Origin of the sequence: Nitrosospira sp. Nl5 (assembly GCF_900102495.1) — a bacterium.
GTDB lineage: Bacteria > Pseudomonadota > Gammaproteobacteria > Burkholderiales > Nitrosomonadaceae > Nitrosospira.
Map to the genome: position 1 here is coordinate 1 of NZ_FMVQ01000002.1, position 24,479 is coordinate 24,479.

The 24,479-nt window shown below is 52.1% G+C and carries 16 protein-coding genes; 6 read left to right on the forward strand and 10 right to left on the reverse strand.

The window, feature by feature from the left end; translation table 11 throughout:
• The first annotated feature begins 485 nt into the window (after positions 1–485).
• Together BLP45_RS02350 and BLP45_RS02355 are read left to right on the forward strand one after the other, a co-directional pair.
• Positions 486–1,298, forward strand: coding sequence for a rhamnan synthesis F family protein (locus BLP45_RS02350; protein WP_256327640.1), 813 nt, complete (start codon positions 486–488; stop codon positions 1,296–1,298).
• 105 nt (positions 1,299–1,403) lie between these two features.
• Positions 1,404–2,174, forward strand: a complete 771-nt coding sequence (locus BLP45_RS02355; protein ID WP_090369444.1) for an FkbM family methyltransferase — start codon at positions 1,404–1,406, stop codon at positions 2,172–2,174.
• Between the two features lie 197 nt (positions 2,175–2,371).
• Here the strand turns inward: BLP45_RS02355 and BLP45_RS02360 are convergent, their stop codons facing one another.
• Both BLP45_RS02360 and BLP45_RS02365 read right to left on the reverse strand, forming a co-directional pair.
• Positions 2,372–2,872, reverse strand: a complete 501-nt coding sequence (locus tag BLP45_RS02360; RefSeq protein WP_090369446.1) for a DUF2165 family protein — start codon at positions 2,870–2,872, stop codon at positions 2,372–2,374.
• Between the two features lie 105 nt (positions 2,873–2,977).
• A complete protein-coding gene (locus BLP45_RS02365) occupies positions 2,978–3,214 on the reverse strand; it encodes a hypothetical protein (RefSeq protein WP_090369448.1) in 237 nt (78 codons plus the stop codon).
• Between the two features lie 531 nt (positions 3,215–3,745).
• Between BLP45_RS02365 and BLP45_RS02370 the strand changes: the two genes are divergently transcribed.
• Positions 3,746–4,660: a non-homologous end joining protein Ku gene (locus BLP45_RS02370; protein ID WP_090369450.1), complete on the forward strand. Its 915-nt coding sequence runs from the start codon at positions 3,746–3,748 to the stop codon at positions 4,658–4,660.
• Positions 4,661–4,663: 3 nt separating this feature from the next.
• Positions 4,664–7,195 (forward strand): DNA ligase D, encoded by a 2,532-nt coding sequence (gene ligD / locus BLP45_RS02375; protein ID WP_090369452.1) that lies wholly within the window; start codon positions 4,664–4,666, stop codon positions 7,193–7,195.
• A gap of 56 nt (positions 7,196–7,251) precedes the next feature.
• Here the strand turns inward: ligD and smbP are convergent, their stop codons facing one another.
• The 8 genes from smbP to BLP45_RS02420 all read right to left on the reverse strand — a co-directional run bounded on the left by smbP (position 7,252) and on the right by BLP45_RS02420 (position 14,793).
• Complete coding sequence (smbP, locus tag BLP45_RS02380) at positions 7,252–7,650, reverse strand: small metal-binding protein SmbP (RefSeq protein ID WP_176754634.1); 399 nt, start codon at positions 7,648–7,650, stop codon at positions 7,252–7,254.
• A 156-nt stretch (positions 7,651–7,806) separates the two neighbouring features.
• Positions 7,807–8,841, reverse strand: coding sequence for a methyltransferase (locus BLP45_RS02385; RefSeq protein WP_090369456.1), 1,035 nt, complete (start codon positions 8,839–8,841; stop codon positions 7,807–7,809).
• 88 nt (positions 8,842–8,929) lie between these two features.
• Positions 8,930–9,403, reverse strand: a complete 474-nt coding sequence (locus BLP45_RS02390; protein ID WP_090369458.1) for a PAS domain-containing protein — start codon at positions 9,401–9,403, stop codon at positions 8,930–8,932.
• A 27-nt stretch (positions 9,404–9,430) separates the two neighbouring features.
• Positions 9,431–9,925: an SRPBCC family protein gene (locus tag BLP45_RS02395; RefSeq protein ID WP_090369460.1), complete on the reverse strand. Its 495-nt coding sequence runs from the start codon at positions 9,923–9,925 to the stop codon at positions 9,431–9,433.
• A 301-nt stretch (positions 9,926–10,226) separates the two neighbouring features.
• Positions 10,227–11,081 carry an SDR family oxidoreductase gene (locus tag BLP45_RS02400; RefSeq protein WP_090369462.1) on the reverse strand — a complete coding sequence of 285 codons (855 nt, stop codon included), beginning with the start codon at positions 11,079–11,081 and terminating at the stop codon, positions 10,227–10,229.
• A 119-nt stretch (positions 11,082–11,200) separates the two neighbouring features.
• The gene (locus BLP45_RS02405; protein ID WP_090369463.1) at positions 11,201–11,386 is read right to left on the reverse strand and encodes a hypothetical protein; all 186 of its coding nucleotides are present in this window, start codon (positions 11,384–11,386) and stop codon (positions 11,201–11,203) included.
• Positions 11,387–11,554: 168 nt separating this feature from the next.
• Complete coding sequence (locus BLP45_RS02410; protein ID WP_090369465.1) at positions 11,555–13,519, reverse strand: AsmA family protein; 1,965 nt, start codon at positions 13,517–13,519, stop codon at positions 11,555–11,557.
• Positions 13,520–14,067: 548 nt separating this feature from the next.
• Positions 14,068–14,793: a Crp/Fnr family transcriptional regulator gene (locus BLP45_RS02420; protein ID WP_090369469.1), complete on the reverse strand. Its 726-nt coding sequence runs from the start codon at positions 14,791–14,793 to the stop codon at positions 14,068–14,070.
• Between the two features lie 473 nt (positions 14,794–15,266).
• Here BLP45_RS02420 and BLP45_RS02425 point away from each other — a divergent pair, with 473 nt between their 5' ends.
• Complete coding sequence (locus BLP45_RS02425; RefSeq protein ID WP_090369471.1) at positions 15,267–15,578, forward strand: BON domain-containing protein; 312 nt, start codon at positions 15,267–15,269, stop codon at positions 15,576–15,578.
• Positions 15,579–15,790: 212 nt separating this feature from the next.
• A complete protein-coding gene (locus tag BLP45_RS02430) occupies positions 15,791–24,457 on the forward strand; it encodes a glycoside hydrolase family 94 protein (RefSeq protein ID WP_090369473.1) in 8,667 nt (2,888 codons plus the stop codon).
• Positions 24,458–24,479 lie beyond the last annotated feature (22 nt).

Genomic DNA, 24,479 nt, shown 5'->3' on the forward strand with positions numbered 1-24,479 from the left:
CTACGTGGCATTGCTGGAGGCGCAAGCACAGCCTGAGGCCAGCCTGGACCGGATGCAGCCTGACGACCGCGCCCCGACTCTCGCTTTTGGGTGATAGCGGGCTTGGCGGCCACAAACCCTCCAAACTTTCTTCAATAGTGTTGATAAAATGTACGCGAGGTGTCGCGAATCGGAGTTAGTAGAACTTTACCGGATTGGCACAGCAAGCATAAGGGGTAGCCCGACGCTGAGGCGCCGCATTTAAATTACGAATGAAAAAACACATAAAATGGCCTGTTAAGGCAGTAGTGAATAACGTGAGGTATTTTCGCGATTTGTCCTTTTACTTACTCAAAAAAAAGAGGGTAAACGGAGAGCCTCGGGTTAGATATCATAAAGAAGGGCGCATATCGGCAGATTACGATAGACCGGTATGTTTTTTTTGCAGTTTCGATCAGGAAAGCGTCGTAAGGGAGAACGTCTACTATTATCTTAAGCAGCTTGCGTTGGCGGGATTTGACATCGTATTCATCAGTTCGAGCGATGCCATCTCGAATGTGGATCTGAAGAAACTGTCGGAATGGTGTATAAGAATAATAAACCGGGAGAATAAAGGATACGATTTTTATAGCTGGAAAACAGGATTAGAGAGCTATTCTCAATATAGCGCCCATACGGGGCTACTCCTAGCTAACGACAGCGTCTTGGGACCACTTTTCAGCATCAAGGATATCATCGCGAGACTGGAAAACCATGAGGGCGATATAGTCGGAATGACGAACTGCCTCCTTTTCTATCCGCATCTGCAATCGTATTTTCTTTATTGTAAAAAGGCTGTCATTGTTTCCAAAGAGTTCATTGATTTTTTTAACCGAGTCGAGGTCCTGGAATTCAAGATGGCGATAATAAGGAGATATGAAGTTGGTTTCTCCCGCTTACTTGGTCGCCGGTTTAAACTCTCGGCACTTTATGATTTGGACAGCGCCATGAATCGTTTCCAGCCTGGCGATCGGCCGAAGAATTGGACAGAGCCGACTTCCCATTTATGGAAGCCTCTCATTACCGAATTGAAATTCCCGTTCCTTAAAAAAAGCCTCCTGACAAGGAGAGGTGTAAGCATGGAAGAAATTTCCGCGACGCTTGCGGAGAGTGGTTCTACTTACAACGTCAATATTCTGGCTGATTGGATTGCCCCGCCCTATAACATGAATACGCATAAGCGAAGTTCTGGGCCCGCTTTAAAAAAATCAGTTGCGGGTCCGGATCCGTGGTGGGATAACTCCGCCCTTAACAATCGGCGTGAAAATAAACGGATTTGAATACTGCTTTTAGCTGTCCCCTACCGGCAAAAACATACCTCAATAGTTAACGGTTATTCTCCGCATTAATCCACCTGTTCCATTGGCGAATTCAGGATTTCCAACATGTCTTCATTTTTCATGAATATTCTGTCAGGGCTTTTTGCGGCGCTTTACGGGATGAAAGGCGGCTATACAAAAGTAAACGTCAAGGGCCAGTCGATACGTATCGCCGTGGATAATTTGCGGACTCTTCAACGCGCAAAGACGTATTCAATTAAAGAACCGGATACTTTGGATTGGCTTGACAGTTTCGAACCCGGCTCATGTTTTTTTGATTTGGGTTCGAATATTGGCCAATATTCTTTATACCCCGCCAAGAAATTCGGCAATAAAATCCAGGTCTATGCGTTTGAGCCGCAGTGCATCAATTATTACTTGCTCAACAGGAACATACATCTCAATAAGCTCGAGAAAAACATTACGGCCTATTGCGTCGCCATATCCGGACAAAGCGGCTTTTCCAAACTGTATATTCCTAAATTTATTGCCGGTGGAAACCGTTCTCAGTTTGGCAAGGAGGACCTGAATACAATGAAAATCCCGGCCAGTCATATTCAAGGCATGTTTGGTGTAACGTTAGATGATTTATGTGATAAATGGGGATTGCCGTGTCCGAATTACATCAAGATCGATGTCGACGGCATCGAGATTTCCATTATCAAGGGAGCTGCGAATACCCTTAAAAATCCCCAACTCAAGTCTGTTATTGTCGAACTCGGGACGAGTGAAGAGCAGCAGGAAGCGGTAAAACTAATGGAACAGGCGGGCTTTGGCGTGAAGTTCAAGACCACCAGGAACTGGGGGGAAACCTGTTTTATATTTGAAAGGATTTAGTTTGTGTTTCATTTCTAATATCCTGCAATCAGCAAGGCAATATGTAGAAAGTCGTTCTATAATCCTGCATTAGCGCCAACTTCCCATTTCCCTTTATGCAGCTGGTATCCCCGGTTTAGCGCTTAGGCAGGATGGATAAAGCGCGTAAACCACTCAGACACTGAAGACCGTATAGAGAGGTTTACCTCTTGCTTCAGTCAATCTTTATCATCCAGCCCAATGTAAATTAGCACCAGGACAATACAGACCACGAATCGAAAAGCCGATTCCTGGCCGTTCCATTCTGCAGATTGCCACATGCAGAACCATTCCGCGCCAATCACCAGAAAGCCAAAAAACCATAGCGCAAAACCAGAAGACAAACCGAGGACAGGCAACAATTTTGCTTCGTTGAACATCTCGGCATTACTGTTGATATGCTTCAGTAATTGCAACGATCCTAAAAGACACAGTGCGGCAGTTACAAACTCGCACAAGATGATAAAAGCATACGCTGTGGAATGCAGAAGAGGTTCCGTAATGGCTCGATGTTTCAGAGCATTCCCCGGATAAACGGTATCCATCGACATCACGTGCTGAACAAACAAGAAGTTTGTTTGATAATCAACGACGTTATTAAAAGCGATGACAAACGCGAGACAGCCGATACCTGATACCAAAAGAATCTTGCTGGCTCGGATCCATAGAGATTTTTTCATTTCTCAAGCTTCACTTCGCATAGAACCTTGCAGGTTGCGGTAGAGCCCAGCTTCTTTTACGCTATCTATTCAATATACGACTGCGGGTTATCCGAGGACTGCCACTCACGCTTCACTTTCGGTTTTGCGGACACCGCGCACATTTAGCGAAGCCAGAGCCAGCTGGAGACCAATCACTGCGAACGCCTGAGCGTGCCATCCCCAGATCACCCATAGAAGATTGCTGACGAGAGACAGCAAAAATCCCCAATGACGCTTGCCGGTGGATGAGGATGTCAATAACCAGACCGAGAGTATATTAACGACCATTGCAGGCCATTGTAGCAACGAAAAATAATCCATACAGTTTAAACCCCTCACGGAAACGATTTGCGAAATGATCTATACGGCCGATGCTTCTCGATTGCTTTAACCCAGATAATCCATTAGGCGGCCCTGCGAGCCTACCCGAGTGCTGGCGGTCAGTTCACGGCCATTTTCGCCGCTTGCCCGGCGTCCAGAGACAGGCTGTGGGCTTCTCCCATCCGGCAAAACCTGTCTGGCAACCCGCCTCGCCATCATCTCGCGTCCTAATGGAATTCACTCATGCGCGAGGGTTCGCCATTATAAAAGACCTTTGTCGCGCGTCGAAGGCTATTAGGAGGGGCAAGAGTCATGCCCAGGCTGATTGACGCGCATTTTGTATCCACAGATGAGCTTCGGGTTGCTTTCGTGCGCAATCGCACAGACAAAGGATCAGATGTAGCGCATAAGTTACGATAAATGATATGAGATCCCGCAGTATTTTTCGCTTAACTTTCGCGACATTACAACAACTCGATCTTTTCAGGTTGCTTACGCAACGTGTAACGTCAAAATCTTACTGGATCAATTATGGCTACTTCTAGCAGTCGGGCGCTATGGAAAGGCGCCATCAGTTTTGGGCTAGTCCATATACCGGTAGCGCTTCATTCCGCGACTTCTGAGGAAGGGTTGAATTTTGACTGGCTGGACAAACGCACTATGGATCCCGTCGGTTATAAACGTATTAATAAAAAAACCGGCAAAGAGATTGACAGGGAAAATATCGTCAAGGGAATTGAATATGAAGATGGCCAATATGTCATCTTGAGCCAGGAGGAGATCGCTGCCGCGTATCCCAAGACCACCCAGACGATCGAGATCGAAACGTTTGTATCAAATACTGACATTCCTTTTTTTTACCTGGAACGGCCCTATTATATTGCTCCAATCAATAAGGGAGCCAAGGTTTACGCCTTGCTGCGCGAAGCCCTTCGCAAGACACAGCGTGTCGGGATTGCTCGTGTCGTCATCCAGACCAAACAGCATCTCGCAGTTCTCGTGCCATCCGGACCGGTACTGGTGTTGAACCTCCTGCGCTGGGGAAACGAGATTCGGGCTTGGGAGAATCTGGATCTTCCCGCCGAAGGTGTCACAGCCGCGGGTATTACGGAAAAAGAGTTGAAAATGGCAGAGCAATTGATCAATGACATGAGTTCGACATGGAATCCAGAAAACTATCGGGATTCCTTCAAGGACGAGATCATGAAGCTCGTGCAACAAAAAGCCGAAACTGGCGATATTCAATTTGTGGTTCAGCCCGAACAAACAGAAACACCTCGTGGCGGAGCCCAGATTCTTGATCTCACCGAATTGCTCCAGCGCAGCCTGAAGAAGACCGGGGAGAAGGATGATCAGGCGAAGGCGCCAGCCAGAAGATCACCCAAGGCGGATACAGAAAATACGTCGACCGCGGCCGGAGGGTCACGCAAGCGTCGGGTAATCTAAGATATGGCAAAGCCGGATTTATTAAAGGCCTACCGCGCCAAACGCAATTTTTCCATCACATCCGAACCATCTGGAATCGCCAAGCGGGGTAAAAGTACCGGAGCGGTGCTGTCGTTTGTCGTCCAGAAGCATTGGGCGACCCGCTTGCATTATGATTTCAGGCTTGAGCTCGATGGAACAATGAAGAGTTGGGCGGTGCCGAAAGGGCCCAGCTTCGATCCTCACGACAAACGCATGGCCGTCCATGTCGAGGACCATCCCATTTCATATAATCGCTTCGAGGGCCAGATTCCAACGGGGCAGTATGGCGCGGGTAAAGTGATTGTTTGGGACAAGGGAACCTGGATTCCCCTTGAGGATCCGCATAAAGGTTATCGTGAGGGCAAGCTGAAATTCGAACTGCGCGGCCACAAGTTAAGGGGTCATTGGGCGCTGGTTCGCATGAAAAATACAGAGGAGAAAAAGAAGGAGCCCTGGCTGTTAATTAAAGAGAAGGATGAGTACGTCCGGCCCGCGAGCGAATATAGTGTTGTGGATGAAATGCCTGATAGCGTGGCCAAACTGGAATCCGAGGGGATTTCAAAACGTGCCGCGCTCGTCAATGACGTACGGCCATCCAAAAAAAAACTTTCCGGTTTGCCCAGCGGTGCGGCTGAAGCTGATCTTCCCCGTATCATGCAACCCCAGCTTGCAACTCTCGTCGACGCGCTTCCGAATCAGCCCGCTGACTGGATTTATGAAATCAAGTTCGATGGCTATCGAATACTGGCCAGAATAGACGGCAGGAAAATACAGTTGTTCACTCGTAATGGGAACGACTGGTCGCACAAGTTGCCCGATCTCGTGAAAGCAATAGGCAGAATGCGTCTGAGACCCGGTTGGCTAGACGGCGAAATCGTCGTGCCGAACGAGAACGGCATTCCGGACTTTCAGGCCCTGCAGAACGCCTTTGACAATTCCCGGACGCAGAACATTGTTTACTATTTATTTGATATCCCTTTCTATGATGGCCATGACTTAAGAGCTGCTCCCCTTACCGAACGACGGGAATTTCTGAGAACACTCTTTAAAACACCACCTCCGGAGCAGGTGCGCTTCAGCGAGGCCTTTGATGCACCGGCCCGCGATATTGTTGCATCAGTATGTCGCATGGGGCTGGAAGGGGTGATCGGCAAACGCAAGAGCGCAACGTACGTTTCACGCCGCTCGCCGGATTGGATAAAACTCAAGTGCAGCCAGCGGCAGGAATTCGTTATCGGCGGTTATACGGACCCGCAGGGGTCCCGTATTGGTATAGGCTCGCTTCTGCTCGGCTTTTACGATGATGACCAAAAGCTTCGGTACGCTGGTAATGTGGGCACGGGATTTAGCGATAAAACGCTTCACGAATTGAAGGCGAAGTTGGACAAAGTCGCGGCTATCCATAGTCCTTTTATCAATGCCAGTGGTATCGGCAAAAAGGCGCATTGGGTTCGGCCCACATTGGTGGCTGAAGTTTCCTTCGGCGAATGGACGCGGGATGGCCATATTCGTCATTCGGTTTTTCACGGTTTGCGCACTGACAAGAAAGCCGAGCTTATCAGGCGCGAGAAGCCGGTGCATCCAAGTGACATAAATCCTTCAAGAATGACTTCGATTCCCTCTTCCTTGCGCGTGACCCATCCTGAACGCGTGATCGACCCGTCCAGTGGATTCACCAAAATGGACCTCATACGCTATTACTCGCTGGTGGCTCCTTTGATGCTGGAACATATCAAAGGAAGGCCGGTATCGCTGGTACGCGCACCTGATGGGATTGAGGGACAGCTGTTTTTTCAAAAACATTGGGAAAAGGAGAATATGCCAGGAGTTGCCCAGCTCGACCCCGCATTGGACCCGGAGCATGAACCGCTGATTGAAATTTCAACCGCTGAAGGACTTCTGTCCGCCGCGCAAATGAATGTCGTCGAGATTCACACCTGGAACGCTACAAAGAATGCCATCGGCAAGCCTGATCGAATGACTTTCGATCTGGATCCTGGAGAAGGGGTGCAGTGGGCAGCCATGCAGGAATCGGCGCAGCTTGTCCGTGTGTTTCTCCATGAGTTGGGGCTGAAATCTTTTCTCAAGACCAGCGGGGGAAAGGGTTTGCACGTTATCGTTCCGCTTAAAAGGCTGCGGGATTGGGACACCGTCAAAGATTTCTCGCAAGCAATCGTTCAGCATCTGGCTGCGACCATACCGCAGCGTTTTGTAGCGAAAAGCGGACCGCGTAATCGTATTGGGAAAATCTTTATTGATTATTTACGCAATGGTTTTGGCGCAACTACCGTCTCCGCCTGGTCAGTTCGCGCTCGCCCCGGTCTGGGCGTGTCCGTGCCTCTGGCATGGGAGGAACTGGAGTCGCTGACGAGCGCCAGCCGCTGGTCGGCCTCGAATATTCACGACCGGCTGGATAAGGGCAATGATCCCTGGTCAGACTATGAGGCTGGCAGGCGGTCGATCCTCCCGGCAATGAAGACGTTGGGATTCAAACCTGATAAAAAAACACCGTAAAAACCGCCATGACAACAGTCGATTGGCCTGATCGAGCCCTTCCTCATCAGACCTTTCTATCTGGATTGCTCTTTTTCCCGCAAATGCACGGACGCTCTCTCTACCGCTTCAACCGCTTCCTGGATGTGGCCGTCCTTGGCTTCGTCGATGGCTTCGTCCATTTCTTCAAAGACCTCCTCATCGTGCTCCGCCTTCTGGTGTTCCCCATATATGGGCTTTTGAATATGGGTGTAAGGGTGATCCTTATTCTGTTCGATCAGTTCTTTCTTGGCTTGCTCGGTATGGCTGATAACCCCCGCAGCGCTGCCTGATTTTCCACTTTTGATCGCCTCGTTCAGATGTTCGCTGGCCTTTTTGCCATGATCTTCTTCCGCGTGAACAAGCGCGGTGCTTGCAGCAAGGGAAATGAGGCCTGCTAACAGGCCGCAAGCCCATATTTTTATTGAATTGCTCATGATGTGATGATTAAGACCAGTGTTCAACATTGGACAACCGTTTTCAAGAATCGTTTTCCATCTCATGAGACACGGCGACGCCTCCAGGTTGCGCAGACCCCGCATTTGGATTACAGCGAATCGTCATCGCTTCTGCCGGCTTGTCGGGGACAGATGCTAATATTTGATACCGGTAACGATGCTGTAGTATCCAAAAGCGGAATATGCTTGAATGTCCTGAAATCCCACATCCTGCAGCATCTTCGACAATTCGAGAGCCGAGTAAGACTCTCCCTCGGTCCATCCCATCATTAGCATGCTATACGCGGCAGGTGCGAAAGGTCCGGTTTTTTCATCGTTATAGAGCACGTCGTGAATAATAATGCGTCCACCTGGCTCAAGGTTCTTGAAACTTTTCTCTGTGAGAAACCGGCCTCTCTCTCTCGGCCAATCGTGATAGATATTGGAATAAAAATGGAGGTCGGCTTTAGGGAAGGGGTCATTCCACATGTCGGCAACATGGGTTCTTATACGGTCCTGCAAGTTGTGCCGGGTGATGAACTCCTGGGCTACCTCGCATATTGGCTCCAGGTCCAGAATCAGTGCATGTAAATTTGGCCATTTCAACGCCGCGCCGATTGAATGTGCTCCTGAGCCTCCGCCAATGTCGAGCATTATCCGGTAATCATCAAGATTCATGGTATTTGGCCAGGCAGTGGCCAACGTCATGCTGATACTGTGCATTCCCCGGGTAAATCTTCTTGCCAGCTCCGCTTGCTCTTCATGGGATTTGTAAATATCACCCCCTCCGTACGCCTGAGGGGAATTTGTGAGTACCGCACGCTCCAGGTTCGAGTAGGAGAATACCTCGGAATTGTCGATCATCATATCCCAGAAGAAACCGAAGTAGCTGGGACTCTTTTCGAGGAGGTAGTCTTCTGAACGGGCGGTAAGAGAATAACGTTCCTCTTGCAGCGAAAGAAAACCCAACGCCGTGGCAGCTGTCAAGATTGCCTCGGCCGGACGTCGCTGAATGTTTAGCTTCTCACAGATATCGGGAAGAGTGCGCGCGCCGTCTCCAAGCAACGAAAAGACCTTTAACCGGTGGGCTATCAGTAACGCCGGGTACCCGTAAACCGCGAACGCAACGTCCCATAAGGCCCGGTCATCCGATCGGGGCCGCTGAATGTTTACAGGCGCTTGGGGGGTCATGTAAATCCTCTTTACCTAAATTGATTAACTTGGCTAGACAACGTACGCGTCGGAGGGATGATTGATTCTTGTCCCTCGGTGTTGCTATTCAAGGCCTCGGTAGCAACGACGCCAGGAATCGCCGGGTATCCGCTTCCTGCTGCATACTGAACTTCGAGATCATGTCCCTGTTCCGGTTCACGTCGTACTGAACACCTAAATAATAGAGAAGCTTTCCCGCACCGTCGAAAAGTGGAGTGAGCGTCAGATGGTTAAAAAAAAGCTCTCCATTCTTTCGATAGTTGCGAATAGTCACTTCAGCAGGCTGGCGATTTTCGATAGCCTGCTTCATCGCGAAGCGGGCCTCCTGTTCCCGATCTCTTCCCTGGAGAAAACGGCAGTTGCGCCCGAGAATCTCCTCCGGGGAATATCCGGTCATAGCCACAAATTGCCTATTGGCATAAATAATGGGCAAATCTTCCTGATCTGGATCCACCAACGTGATACCGTTAACGGAGCCATCCAGTATTTGGGATAGAATCTGGGGGATTAATCCGGGGTCTTTTTCAACCACAAAGGTCATTCTTTTCTCCTGGATAATTTAACAGAGCTAAGGAGTTGATGAAGTCGCCACACATTTGGCAGCTTCTGTTAATTGTTTTAGGTTTCTCACCGTACGCTCGGCACCTTCCTGGACTACTATGCGGATCAACTTTTCAAAGGGGCGCATAAACATCTGGATTTCACTCAACTCGAAAGTAAAAATCAACTCAGCCGATCTTCCCGAATTAATATCCCGTAACTCATAGGTGCAGCGAAAGGGATCGGAAACCCCCACAAAGCCCAAACGTTTGTTCGGCTCATAAACATCAATCGTAAACTTGGTTTCCGTGCGCCGCCCCTGGTCAATACGCACCTGCCTTGCGATGGTGCCCAGCTTCAAGGGTCCATCGGTGATGCTTTCGAGTTCAACGACCTCGGGAGACCACTTCGGATAATTTTCAAAGAATCCGTCGCCCAGATACCTGAATATCTGGTCAGGAGGACACTCGATTAATGTCCTCGCCTTCGCTATCACAGGTTCTTTGGAGCCTAAATTGAACATACTTCATGCTCCTGCTTTTTCGTCCTGCGGGCCAAGGATTATACTTCCGGATTAAATATAGGTTACTGCTGGCGGGCCGATTTATAGCTGTCAGGACGAAAACGGAAGCATGCCATATTTTTGCTGTCGGGATAAATCATAGCTTATCCCACATTACAGGGCTTTACTACTTGTCCCCGACACCCCATGATTTTGGAAACGTAGCAGGACGTGGGCTGAGGCTGGGGACGGGGTGACAAAATGCCAATCGGGCGTAATGCAGTGAGCGTCATGGGTTTTATCGCATGAGCATTTCAATTCCTTAACCGTTTACGATATTTCCCCCGTTTGGATGCAGCACCTGCCCGGCCATATACGAGCTATCCTGAGAGGCGAGAAAAACATAGCATGGCGCTACTTCATCAGGCTGCCCAGGCCTTTTCATCGGAACCTTTTTTCCAAAATCGGCGACTTCATCAGGAGGAAAGGTCGAGGGAATCAACGGCGTCCAGATGGGACCGGGAGCCACGGCGTTGACATTTATTCCTTTTTCAACCAGTTGTAGTGATAACGATCGTGTAAATGCCACAATCGCACCTTTCGTCGACGAGTAATCCAGCAGATGCGGGCTTCCCTTGTATGCTGTTACGGAGGTGGTATTAATAATGCGTGATCCTTTTTTCAGATGGGGAAGGGCGGCTTTTACCATATGGAACATGGAAAAAATGTTTGTGCGGAAGGTTCTTTCGAGCTGCGCGCTAGTGATATCCTCAATACTTGTGCGGACGTGTTGCTCAGCCGCATTATTTACCAGAATCTCGATGTGTCCAAAAGTAGAAATAGCTTTCATCACTACTTCGGTGCAAAATTTCTCATCCCCGATATCACCGTTAATTAGCGCACATTTTCTTCCCTGTTGCTCGATTTCCTTTTTTGTGTCGTTTGCATCTCCGTGCTCATTGAGGTAGGTAACGACAATATCCGCGCCTTCTTTCGCAAAAGCAACCGCTACCGCCCGTCCGATGCCGCTGTCCCCTCCGGTAACAATCGCAACTTTGGATTCCAGCTTGCCGCTTCCCTTGTAGCCCTCAACAGTTGAATCCGGCTGCGGTTTCATCTCTGCTTCTATTCCTGGCTGCTGCGGTTGATGCTGGGGGGGAATTTTACTATTTTCCATCACGAAGACCTCATTGAATTGGATGTTCAACTGCGACGATAATCGCTGACGGCTGTATCAGCTATTCAAATCCGGCTGTTATTCTTAAATAGCGAGCCGGCATTCAACAGTAACGCGTATCACGGCTTCCTGGAGCCGTTGCCTGAATCCGATTTTTTGCCTCCGCCGGATATTTTGTTCTCGGTTGCCCAGGCGCGCCGCTTCGCCTCATCTTCCGAAACGCCACGCTTTTCGTATCCTTCTTCGATATGTTTTGCCTGGCGTTTCTGTTTATCTGTATAGGATGATTTGTCACCTCTTGGCATAATGAAGCCTCCTTGGAGAATAAAACACGGGCCCGCGCGGGGTTAAACCGAGTAGCATTTTTTACGATCGTCCTGCTTTAATCCGTGCGCTGCCACACATAATCGGGTAGGGCCAACCGAAACTCCTACAGCAAACCGCAGACTGAAGTCCCCATTCCCGGTGTGCGCTCAATGCTTGCCAGACTTGGCGTCGTTCTTTTGCGCCGACTTTTTAACCGAGGCGATCAATGCCCTGCAATTGGCATCTTCGCCGGGGCCGGTTTCAATCAGCGGTATTAACGCGGCAAACGGGGTTGCAAACACACCCAGCAATACTGCTGCGCCAATGCGTATGGCAAGCATCTTGTCTGGATATATGGTCGGGTCCTTGAAGGTGCCGGAAATGTGGATGGGCGTACGGAGACTCACGATGCTGAAATCTTTGGGTTCCGGGGAAAGCTTCATATCAATGGTTTCCTCGGCAAGACTGATCTGTCCCTCGCCCAGGATATTGGTATCCGTTGTGTCGATGATAAAAGCCTTGCTCGTCATCAGGCCATTTTTGATGTCGAAATCGGCCACACCACAACGCACTTTCACATTTTTATCACCGGCAAATAGAAACTTGATGATTTCGGCCCCGTCGAGTCCTACCACCTCAAGCAGCATGTTGCTGATTTGCCCGCCCGACATGATCAATCCAAAGTGGCCATCTGCCGCGCCTAAAAGGGCGCCGACAGATTTCCCATGGCTTTTTATCTGCGCCATGCCGCCGATCAGACCGGACCCTTCTTTGGTGAGATCGCTCTTGGGAAGCAGTTTTGATAAGCGGAGTTTCTTGACATCAACCTTCGCTTGTCCGGTTGGCATCTCGCCGCGGGCGTCCACTGTGACACTGGCAACAATGTTTCCTTCCGCCACCGCGAAATTGACAGGGTCCATGGTCATCAGCCCATTGTCAATTTTGAGGTGCGTGACCAGATGTTCGACCGGCAGGTCCTTATTACGGATTGATTTTCCGGTGAATTTGACGTCCGCGTCCATGGCGCGCAATCGGTCCACCCTGAACTCCTGGTCGGGCAGAATGCGATGGCGTTGGGCTGCGATCGACGCCTTCTTTTCCTGCTTTTCCGCCGCGCTATCTTGCGGCTGGGGCGCGCGTCTTGCCCCGATAAAGCCGCTCAAATCCTCCAGATCAAGAACTTGCGACACGACGTCCGCGCGCAACATCGGCCGTTCGCCGGCGGTATCAATAAGAACGTCCCCGCCAAGGTCGCTCTTGCCTACCTGCCCGGAGAATCCCTTCAACGACCACTCGGTTTGCTGATGCCGAAGTCTGCCCGATATCCGATACGGCGGCGAAGGAAAAATCACAATTCCTACAATTGGATAAAGTGCCGATAGGTCATCGCCATGCAACTCCAGTTTCAAGTCCATCGCTGCCAACGCTTGAAGCCCGGTGATTGTGCCGTCAAACGCGGCGTGGCTGTTGCCGACTTGAACTTTCCCCCTGACGGGATAGGGAAAAGTCTTGTCCATGAGCGAGACAATCTCTCCACCGTGGATCTGAGCAGTAAACTTCAAACTCGTGAACTTGCCCTCCGCCGCGATATTGATTGGCGTTTCGCGTGCGTCGTCGGACGCTGAATCAGTGAATATTCTCACCGTTACATCGGTTTCGGTCTTCGGGTCACGAAAGAGGAGCGTGCCGCGGTCCAGGGTGAGTTTTCCTATTTTTGGTAATTCCGGTGGTTTTTTCTCCTCTTTCTTGAGGTCCCAGTTGCGCCTTCCATCCACGCTTTTTTCAAGGATGATTCGTGGTTGGGATATAGATACTTGCGGCAGGACAATATCACCCAACAACAGGTCCCACAGGCTGACACGGAACGAGAGCTTATCGATATTGAGCATCGGCTGCTCTGTGCCCCAATCGGCGTTAGCCAGCGAAAGCCCTCTGGTACTGATCAGTGGGTTGAGGGATAAATTCACATCGAGATCGCCTTTGATGACGAATTCCCGACCGGTTTTCTCGGTGACCTGCCGTTCTATATATGGCTTCACCATGTTCCAGTCGAACCAGACGCTGAATACTATTACCGCAAGCGCGACCAGCAAACTGAAGATAAATAATACTCTCTTGGAACGCGTTCTCATGGCTGATGGGATTCGAGCGGATTGACCTGTATAAAATACGATTCGCGAAGGGGTCCGTCAGTACGTCAGCGCACATATTTATTGTCATTGCCAAAACCAGGCTTGCTTTCCATCCTGACAAGCATTTGCTTGTCATTACAGGCGAAATCAACGCGCCACCCTTAAAGGTAGACCCCTCACGCTGGCAACTGCGTCTGGATGAACCAGCTACTGATGCATTCGGGTACGGTATCGTGAGGCGTGAGGATGTCCTGATGTCTTGCTGATCCCTTTGCGGCGGGAAGCGCAAACGGGAATGGACCAGGTTCGCTTTAGACTATGGAGTGTCGTATACGATACTTGTCAATTTATGCGGAACGTATTTTACGCAGTAAAAAATGGAGAAGACTTGACAGCAAGCTCACGCCTGCAGGATTGAAAGGAAATTAACCGCAAAACGCTTGTCCATCTTTCGCTTTGAACCGCTATTGCCTTCAAAATCAAGATCCGTCATTGTCGCGCCAGATAGTTGTCAGCCATGTTATGTGGCAATATTCCAGCGTATTACATTAATATTTTCGTACATCGCAAAACATGCGTTCAAATTCCTTCTTGACAACGCTGTAGCACTCGCAAACGTGCGTTTCGAGTCCGGCTCGGTCGAGCACCATAATGTGTCCACGACGATAGCGAATAATTCCTGCGTTCTGTAATCTACCGGCGGCCTCTGTAATGCCCTCGCGGCGTACGCCAAGCATGCTTGCGATCAATTCCTGGGTCATGGTCAATTCCTGGGAACTCAGCCGATCCAGTGTCAATAATAGCCACCGGCACAGTTGTTGCTCGATTGTATGGTGCCGGTTGCAAACCGCGGTCTGCGATATCTGCATAATCAACGCCTGGGTATAACGCAGCAGCAAGCGCTGTATCGGTCCGGCATGATTGAATTCCTGCAACATTAACGCGGCTTTCAGCCGGTAGGCGTAGCCGGCCGTTTGTACGGTGGCTCGACTGAGCGTGGTTTCGCCGCCCATGAAGAGCGAAACTCCAAGCATCCCCTCGTTACCTACCCCTGCGATTTCAGAGGATGCGCCGTTTTCAAGAATATAGTGCAGTGACACGATAGCCGAGGTAGGAAAATAGACGTAATGAAGGCGACCGCCAGATTCACAAAGAACATCGCCGAGCGGCATATGAATCAGTTCCAGATGAGGCTTCAAACGTTCAAGTTCAGTCGCCGGCAGAGCGGCGAGGAGGTGGTTCTGGTTGGGTTGATGTTGGGGAGAGTTAAGCATTCACTAGCAGTCTGTCGGATTTGAAGAATCGAAGCGAAAAAGTGACTGGTTAAGGGCAGGTTTTGAGGATTTTGAAGGCCAACAGTTTTTCTATTGCCCGAAAAAGCAGCGAAATGCGAACCGGCCAGATGCCTTTTGCAGCGATTTTCTTCAAGTCCGGGAGGCTGTTAACGACAGCGAACTGTAAAAGCAAGCGCAACCCAGGGAGAATAAAATGGAACCAAGAGGTGTCGGCCGACGCCGGGTTCTCCTACTTCTTTCTGCCACGCTGCCTCATACAAAATCATAATAGCATTTATCCGGGCATACTATCCCTTATCGCGCATCCATTTTGTGCGATACCGTACATACTATGGATGAGCTGAGTTCTACTATGAGTCACAGGTTTTCACCGCGGAATTTCCAGGTGACTGCCTGATTAAAGAAATCGATTGATAAATTCACTTCCCCCTTCCAATCACCGGAGTTCGACTATGACTCAACTAAAAAATATTTATACTATTATGGCTGCCCTCTTATTCATGTCAATGCTGGGTTGCGCATCGACATCGAAAACAACAGGCACGGGGGAATACATCGATGACAGCGTTATTACAACCAAGGTTAAAGCGGCGATTTTTAACGAGCCTACGCTGAAATCCGCCGAAATTAACGTCGAAACGTTCAAAGGCACCGTCCAGTTGAGTGGTTTTGTTTCCGATCGGGCCGACATATCCAGAGCGGTGGAGGTTGCGAAGACCGTGGAGGGCGTGAAAGCCGTGAAGAATTCCATGCAGGTCAAATAACGGTGCGCCTGCAATTGCGGTGTCATCTCCCTTTTTCAATGGTGTGATGATTGTGAGAGAGGGCTGACATCCTCTCTCGGATTTCCTCTCGCTTTTTGCTTCGCAACCTGCGGGCTTGAAGCGCCATTACCATCGCGTAAGGCCAGCATTGATCGCGTTCCTCACGGACCGCGACAACTTGGAGAATATTCGAATTGAAAGCTAGAGACACGATGGTTTCTGAGCTTTTACTCCCCATTACGACCCGGCTTCGCAAAATTGGAAGGCCACGTGTTCCGCTCAGCAAGGAACTGCCGCTGCGGTCTGAGCTATTCAGCGCCGACCAGATGGAGCTCTATGGCGGGATTCTTGCGGCCTCTCACGAATTATCCTCGAGTCGCGGCACGGATCAGCTTCTGGCGCGGCTGGATGAGAACGAAAGCACGTTGTTCAGTATTTGTAACGTGCTGACTGAAGCAGTAACAGCCGATCGGCCGCTAACGCCAGCCGGCGAATGGCTTTTTGATAATTTCTATTTGATCGAAGAGCAGATCCGCACTGCCCGGCGTCATCTTCCCAAAGGTTATAGCCGGGAACTGCCCCTGCTTGCGCGGGGAACATCGGCTAATCTTCCACGTGTGTACGACATTGCTCTGCAGGCTATCTCGCATGGTGATGGCAGGGTCGATACGGAGAGTCTCCGGCGTTTTGTCACGGCGTATCAGGCTGTTACCAATCTGCAGTTGGGAGAATTATGGGCGGTTCCCATTATGCTCCGGCTGGCGTTGATCGAAAATCTCCGCCGCGTTGGGGTGCATGTAGCCGCTGGCCGTACAGACCGGAACCTCGCGGATGCCTGGGCTGACGAAATTACAAAGATTGCCGAAAAAGATCCCAAGAGTCTGGTTCTTGTCATCGCGGATATGGCGCGCTCTGATCCGCCGATGACTACGCCTTTCATTTCCGAATTGGTGCGGCGATTACAGGGGCAGGGGCCCGCGCTGACGCTCCCGCTGAACTGGATTGAGCAGCGGCTCGCTGAGTCCAATCAAACGATTGACCAGATGGTGCAGACGGGAAATCAGCAACAGGCGGCCGACCAGGTTTCGATCTCGAACAGCATCAATAGCCTGCGCGTGCTTGGCGCTATCGACTGGCGCGATTTTGTCGAAACGACCAGCATTGTCGAGCAGACACTGCGGGAAGATCCGGGCGGTGTCTACGGCCGGATGGATTTTGCTACCCGTGATCATTATCGGCATGTGGTGGAGCGCCTGGCCAAGGCAAGCCCTGTATCGGAAGTGGAAGTTGCGCGGAGGGCGCTTAAGCTGGCGCGTAACAGGGCGGCAACGGATGGCGGCAATGCCAGAGCCCACGTTGGTTTTTACCTGATTGACAAAGGCTTGCCCGACCTGGAGGAGGCAGCGCAGGTACGCCTGTCAATCCCGGAAAAACTTGGCCGGGCCGGCCGTCGGCATCCCTTGTTCTATTACGTCGGTGCGATCGTGCTAATAACGACGGGCCTCACGGGCAGCCTCTTGTTCAAGGCGTACGCCGACGGCGCGAACGAATGGTTGCTGGGGGTGATAGGCGTTCTATCGCTCTTTGCGGCGAGCCAACTGGCCATAGCGCTGGTGAACTGGGGAGCGCAATTGCTGGTGAAGCCGCATTCGCTGCCACGGATGAATTTTTCCGTGGAAATACCTTCGGCGTTTCGTACGTTGGTAGTGGTTCCAACAATGCTGACCAGCAATTCTGATATTCCCAATCTTGCCGAAGCGCTTGAAGTTCGATTTTTGGCCAACCGTGACGACAATCTTTATTTCGGTTTATTAACCGATTTTCAAGACGCGGACCGGCAAACGCTTCCGGAAGACGAAACTTTGCTGCGGCTTGCACGTGAAAGTATCGAAGAGTTAAACAAAAAGTATCCCGGCCCGGCCGGCAATGATTCGATTGAAGCGGCCCGCTCGGCGGTAGGCGCTAAGGGACCGTTCTTTCTGTTTCATCGCCCGCGCCGGTGGAACCCGCGTGAACGGCTCTGGATGGGCCATGAACGCAAACGCGGGAAACTTGCGGATTTGAATGCACTGCTGCGTGGTGGGGGAAGCGACGCATTCATGCTGATCATCGGCAACACCGATGTGCTGCCCGAGGTGAAATATGTGATCACCCTCGACACCGACACGCAATTGCCGCGGGAGTCGGCTCATCAGTTTGTCGGTGCAATGGCTCATCCGTTGAATCGTGCGCGGCTTGACATGACCGGCACGGATGGAAACAACATCCTCATAACGGAGGGCTATGGAATTCTGCAACCTCGTGTCGCTGTAAGCCTATCGAGTACAAACTACTCTCGATACGCATGGCTTTTCGGCGGCGAAGCCGGGATTGATCCGTACACGCGGATTGTCTCCGACGTTTATCAAGATTTGTTCCATGAAGGCTCCTTCGTCGGCAAGGGTATCTATGACGTTGATGCATTCGAACAGGCGCTTTGCCTCCGTCTTCCCGAGAATCGAATTCTAAGCCACGATCTCCTGGAGGGATGCTATGCCCGGGCAGGATTATTGAGCGATGTGCAGTTGTATGAGGGGTTCCCTTCGCGCTATAGCGCAGATGTGAGTCGGCGCCACCGGTGGATTCGAGGGGACTGGCAACTGGCAACCTGGTTACTATCACGCGTGCCGGGGATGGATGCGAGCTATCACCCCAATCCGCTATCGGCATTGTCGCGGTGGAAGCTGATGGACAATCTCCGGCGCAGCCTCGTTCCGATGGCCTTGACGCTGCTTCTGCTGTTGGCATGGATGACATTGCCCGATGCGTGGTTGTGGACGTTGGCGGTGCTTGGCACACTGGCTATTCCCGCGGTAATAGCCATCATTTCCGATCTTCTGAACAAGCCGTTCGACGTGCCGTTGCGACAGCATATCCTTGCTTCGGTGCGTGGCGGGGGACGACACTTCGGGCAAATATTATTTACATTGGCCTGCCTTCCCTACGAAGCATATTTCAGCCTCGACGCGATCATTCGCACCCACGTGCGGCTTTTGATCACACGTCGTCGGCTTCTCGAATGGAATCCGTCGCGGGAAGTCGAGCGCGAGTCCGATTCGGCAGTTGCTAAAAAGGAACGTACCAGCCTCGGCGCTTCCTTTCGATCGATGTGGATTGCCCCCACAACCGCAGTCGCGGCTGTGAGCGGAGTCGCAATGACGTCACCGTTCGCATTGATCGCCGCATTGCCGATACTGTTGTTATGGGCCGGTGCTCCCGCGATTGCCTGGTGGATAAGTCAACCGCTTCCTCCCAAGAGCGCGGAGCTAACCGCTGGACAAATACATTTTTTGCGCCAGCTTGCACGGCGGACCTGGTTCTTCTTCGAGACCTTCGTCGGGCCAAAGGATCACTGGCTGCCGCCAGATAATTTTCAGGAGCACCCTGTCGCGGTGCTCGCGCATCGCACATCCCCGACCAATATGGGCATGGCCCTGCTCGCGAACGTTGCCGCCCATGATTTTGGCTACATCGGTATTGGACAACTCATTGAGCGCACGGCAAATACGCTGGAATCAATGGAAACGCTGGAACGGCACGACGGCCATTTTTACAACTGGTACGACACAGAAACGAAAGCACCATTAACGCGCTATATCTCAACAGTGGACAGCGGTAACCTTGCGGGCCATCTTTTAATATTGCGCGCGGGACTGTTGGAGCTCGCCGACGCACCAGTTATCGGCGAACAAGTATTTCTGGCATTAACCGATACCCTGCAGATTCTTGAAAAGATAGCGGGAACTCCCTCCGCAAGTGCTCTGGCACAGTTCGAAAAGGTACTCATGGCCGCGGCCGGAACTCGTCCCCTTACCGTTGAGAGCGCACGCGTTGATCTCGACCGGTTGGTTGCCTGCTCAAGGATACTGGTCCAGGAGATGGCGGAAGATCCGCAGACAGCTTCCTCCAGTGAAGCGTATGAATGGGCGCAGGTATTGAACAGGCAATGCGAAGGAGCGCTCGCTGACCTGATCAGCCTTGCCCCCGCGGAGGGAGGTGGAAATAACTCAGCGCGTACCGGCGAGATTCCTTCCTTGCGGCAACTCGCCTGCCAGGATAACGAGCGTGCGCGCGAGCAGCTGGCCGCGCTCGAACATCTTGCGCTTCAGGCAGGTGAAATGGCGCAGATGGCATATGGCTTCCTGTTCAATCACGCGCAGCGGCAACTTTCAATTGGATACAACGTCGGTGAACGTCGGCTGGATGCCAGCTACTACGATTTGCTCGCCTCGGAGGCGAGACTTTGCAATTTCGTCGCGATTGCACAGGGGGAACTGCCGCAGGAAAGCTGGTTTGCGCTGGGCCGGATGCTTACCACCTACGGCGGAGAACCCGTTTTGTTATCCTGGAGCGGTTCGATGTTCGAGTATCTCATGCCGCTACTGGTGATGCCGACGTTTGACAACACGCTTCTCGATCAGACCTGCAAGGCCGCGGTGGATCGGCAAATCGCATACGGCGAGGAACGTGGAGTACCTTGGGGTATTTCAGAATCTGGCTACAATGCTGTCGACGTTCAATTCAATTATCAGTATCGCGCATTTGGCGTCCCTGGTCTTGGACTCAAACGCGGTCTCGGGGAAGATCTCGTCATCGCCCCGTATGCTTCGGTGCTGGCTTTAATGATCGCGCCGGAGGCTGCTTGCCGTAACCTTCAACGGCTTGCTGGGGAAGACCTGGCTGGCAAATTTGGTTTTTATGAGGCGGTCGACTATACGCCGACACGGCTGCGGCGCGGCGAAACACGCGCCGTGGTGCGCTCGTTTATGGCCCATCACCAGGGTATGAGCCTGCTCTCCTTGGTATACCTGTTGCGAAATCGCCCGATGCAACGGCGGTTCGAATCCGAGCCGTCATTTCAGGCGACAATGCTGTTGCTTCAGGAGCGGATTCCGAAGCCTACGCTTTTCCGTTCTCAAGCTGCCGAGCTCCCCGATGTTCGCGTGACCAAGGAGCTTCCAGACATGCCGATGCGCATGCTGACAACCGCGAACACACCGATTCCAGAGGTACAACTTCTATCGAATGGCCGGTATCACGTCATGGTTACCAATAGCGGAGGTGGAAGTAGCCGCTGGAAGGATCTTGCCGTCACCCGCTGGCGAGAAGACAGCACTTGCGACAACTGGGGCAGTTTCTGTTATTTGCGCGACGTGGCGAGTGGCGAGTTCTGGTCAAATACTCACCAGCCTACGTTAAAAGAAGCAAAGCGTTATGGAGTTCTTTTTTCCGAAGGACGTGTCGAATTCCGTCGCCGCGATCTCGATTTCGACACGCACACGGAGATCTCGGTGTCGCCCGAAGATGACATCGAGTTGCGACGGGTTCGAATCACCAACCGTGCCTGGACGCATCGCACCATCGAAGTCACGTCATATGCCGAGGTGGTACTTGCAGCGCCGGTAGCGGATGCGCAAGCACCGGCTTTTGGTAATCTTTTTGTGCAGACGGAAATACTCTCCGACCGGCACGCGATTCTTTGCAGCCGGCGGCCACGCTCCCAGAGCGACTCGGTACCCTGGATGTTTCATTTAATGGCGATACGTGGAATCGCGACCGAATCAATCTCCTACGAGACAGACCGGATGGCATTCATCGGACGTGGAAGGGATGTGTCGGCACCACTGGCGATGGTCGATCCGGCGCCGCTTTCCGGGAGCTCCGGCTCGGTTCTTGACCCGATTGTGGCGATTCGACAGCGGGTTACCATCGAACCAGGCGAGTCTGCGACAATCGATATCGTTACCGGGGCGGGCGATTCGCGTCACGCCGCCATGAGCCTGGTCGATAAATATCAGGATCAGCATTTGTCGGACCGTGTTTTTGACCTCGCCTGGACGCATAGTCTGGTCGTATTGCGGCAGCTCAACGCCACCGAGACCGATGCCCAACTGTTTGGCCGCTTGGCCGGCTCGGTGCTCTATGCGAATGCGTATCTGCGTGCCGATGACGTTGTGCTGAGCAAGAATCAGCGCGGCCAGTCGGGACTATGGGGATATGCCATTTCCGGCGATTTGCCGATTGTGCTGCTGCAGATCAGCGACGCAGCGAATATTGATCTTGTGCGGCAATTGGTGCAAGCGCATGCCTACTGGCGCGTGAAAGGGTTGGCGGTTGATTTGATCATCTGGAACGAAGACCACTCCAGCTATCGGCAGCTCCTGCACGATCACATCATGGGGTTGGTCATCGGCAGTGCTGAAGCCCATGTGCTTGACCGTCCAGGCGGTGTTTTCATTCGCCGCGCCGAACAGATTGCTTCCGAGGACCGTATCCTGTTGCAAACCGTTGCACGGGTCATTATTTTTGACAGCAAAGGTGATCTGGCGGAGCAGATCACGCGTCGAATTCCCGCAGACTTGCCGGTTCCGGCGATCAGGTTGGAGCCGGTTCGTCAGCCCGATCCTGCTCAAATCGATGAATTGCCGCACCGTGCGCTGCTTTTCGACAACGGGCTAGGAGGATTCACTCCCGATGGACGCGAATATATCATAACCACCGGGCAGGATTTGACAACTCCGGCACCGTGGTCAAATGTCCTGGCAAACTCGCAGTTCGGAACCGTTCTCTCCGAAAGTGGCCAGGCGTATAGCTGGGGGGAAAACGCGCATGAGTTCCGCTTGACGCCCTGGAACAATGATCCCGTTTGTGATCCCGGCGGGGAGGTTTATTATCTGCGCGATGAAGAAAGCGGTTATTTCTGGTCGCCCACGCCCCTGCCAAAACGGGGAGCGACGCGCTATGTTACCCGGCATGGATTCGGTTACAGTGTTTTTGAGCATGCGGAGGACGGCATTCATTCCGAGCTCTGGGTCTATGTGGCACTGGATGCGGCAGTGAAGTTTGCGGTATTGAAAGTGCGTAATGAATCGGGGCGGCTGCGCAAGCTTTCGGCAACAGGATGCGTCGAATGGGTATTGGGTGATCTGCCGGAGAAGAGCAGAATGCATATTGTCACTGAAATCGATCCGCCAAGCGGAGCCTTGCTTGCACGCAATCCCTATAATAACGAATTCCCCGGCCGCGTCGCTTTTTTTGATGTCGATGATACGACGCATAGTGTGACCGGCGACCGCACCGAATTTATCGGCCGCAATGGTAGTTTCAACAATCCGGCAGCAATGGCTTCGGGAGAGCTTTCAGGGCGAGTAGGGCCTGGTCTCGACCCCTGCGGCGCTATCCGGGTTCCGTTTGAGTTGCTGGATGGCCAAACACGGGAAATTGTCTTCCGTTTGGGCGTCGGTTTTCACGTGGAAGATACTCTCAAGCTCATGCAGCGCTTCCGTGGACCGGGGGTGGCGCATGAAGTCCTGGAAAGAATACATCGCTACTGGGGACGTACGCTCGGCACCGTACAGGTGGAGACGCCCGATCCTTCCCTCAACGTGATGGTCAACGGCTGGCTCGTATACCAGGTAATGGCTTGCCGTCTGTGGGGGCGTAGCGGCTACTATCAAAGCGGGGGGGCTTTCGGATTCCGTGATCAGTTGCAGGATGTGATGTCCCTGATTCACGCTGAACCCATCCTTGTTCGCGAGCATCTGCTGCGATCAGCGGGGCGTCAGTTTATCGAGGGGGATGTTCAGCACTGGTGGCACCCGCCAGGGGGTCGCGGCGTAAGGACGCGCTGTTCGGATGATTATCTCTGGCTGCCCCTGGCGGCCTGCCGTTATATTGCCGCTACCGGCGATACCGGCGTGCTGGACGAATCCATTTCTTTCCTTGAAGGGCGCCAGGTCGGCGCCGATGAGGATTCGTACTACGATTTGCCGGTTCGCTCCGAGCAGTCTGCGGATTTATACGAGCACTGCGTGCGCGCGGTCGTGCATGGCCTTCGATTCGGTGAGCATGGCCTTCCGCTAATGGGCAGCGGTGACTGGAACGACGGGATGAATCTGGTTGGGTTCCACGGACACGGAGAAAGTATCTGGCTGGCTTTCTTTTTGTATGACGTGCTCATTCAATTTTCCGATCTTGCGCAACGGCGTGGCGATATGGCCTTTGCCGAACGCTGCAAAAAGGAGGCTAGCCTGTTGCGAAAGAATATTGAACGGCACGGCTGGGATGGTGAATGGTATCTCCGTGCCTTCTTCGATGACGGTTCTCCACTGGGATCTTCCACCAATCCGGAGTGCAGAATCGATTCGATTGCCCAGAGCTGGTCGGTATTGTCTGGAGCTGGCGCGGGCGAGCGCCAAAAGCAGGCAATGAAAGCGGTGAATCAGTACCTTGTGCGGCGGGACGCAGGTCTGGTTCAACTTCTCGACCCGCCCTTTGACCAATCATCGTTGAATCCCGGTTATATAAAAGGCTACGTCCCGGGTGTGCGCGAGAATGGAGGCCAATACACGCATGCGGCCATCTGGGCGACGATGGCCTTTGCCGCATTGGGAGATTGTGCGCGGGCATGGGAGTTGCTGGGTATGATCAATCCGGTGAATCATGCGCAGACGCCGGAAGCGGTTGCGGTCTATAAGATCGAGCCATACGTTGTTGCCGCGGACGTTTATGCGCTTTCTCCGCATACCGGACGTGGAGGATGGTCGTGGTATACGGGTTCTGCCGGCTGGTTGTACCGCATGATGCTGGAAACCCTGCTGGGGTTGACGTTGAAGGAAGACAAATTGTACTTCAAGCCCTGCCTGCCCGCGGATTGGAAGACGTTCACTGTGAACTATCGCTATCGGGAAACAGCCTATCGCATTACTGTCATCCAGACAGAAGATGACAAGGAAAGCCTCACTATCGACGGAGTCGAACAACATGATTCTGTCATTCCCTTGGTCGATGACAGAGTCCAGCACGCTGTTGAAGCTCGGCTAAGGAATTCCTCCAAGTGATGGCAACTTCATACTGAAAGAG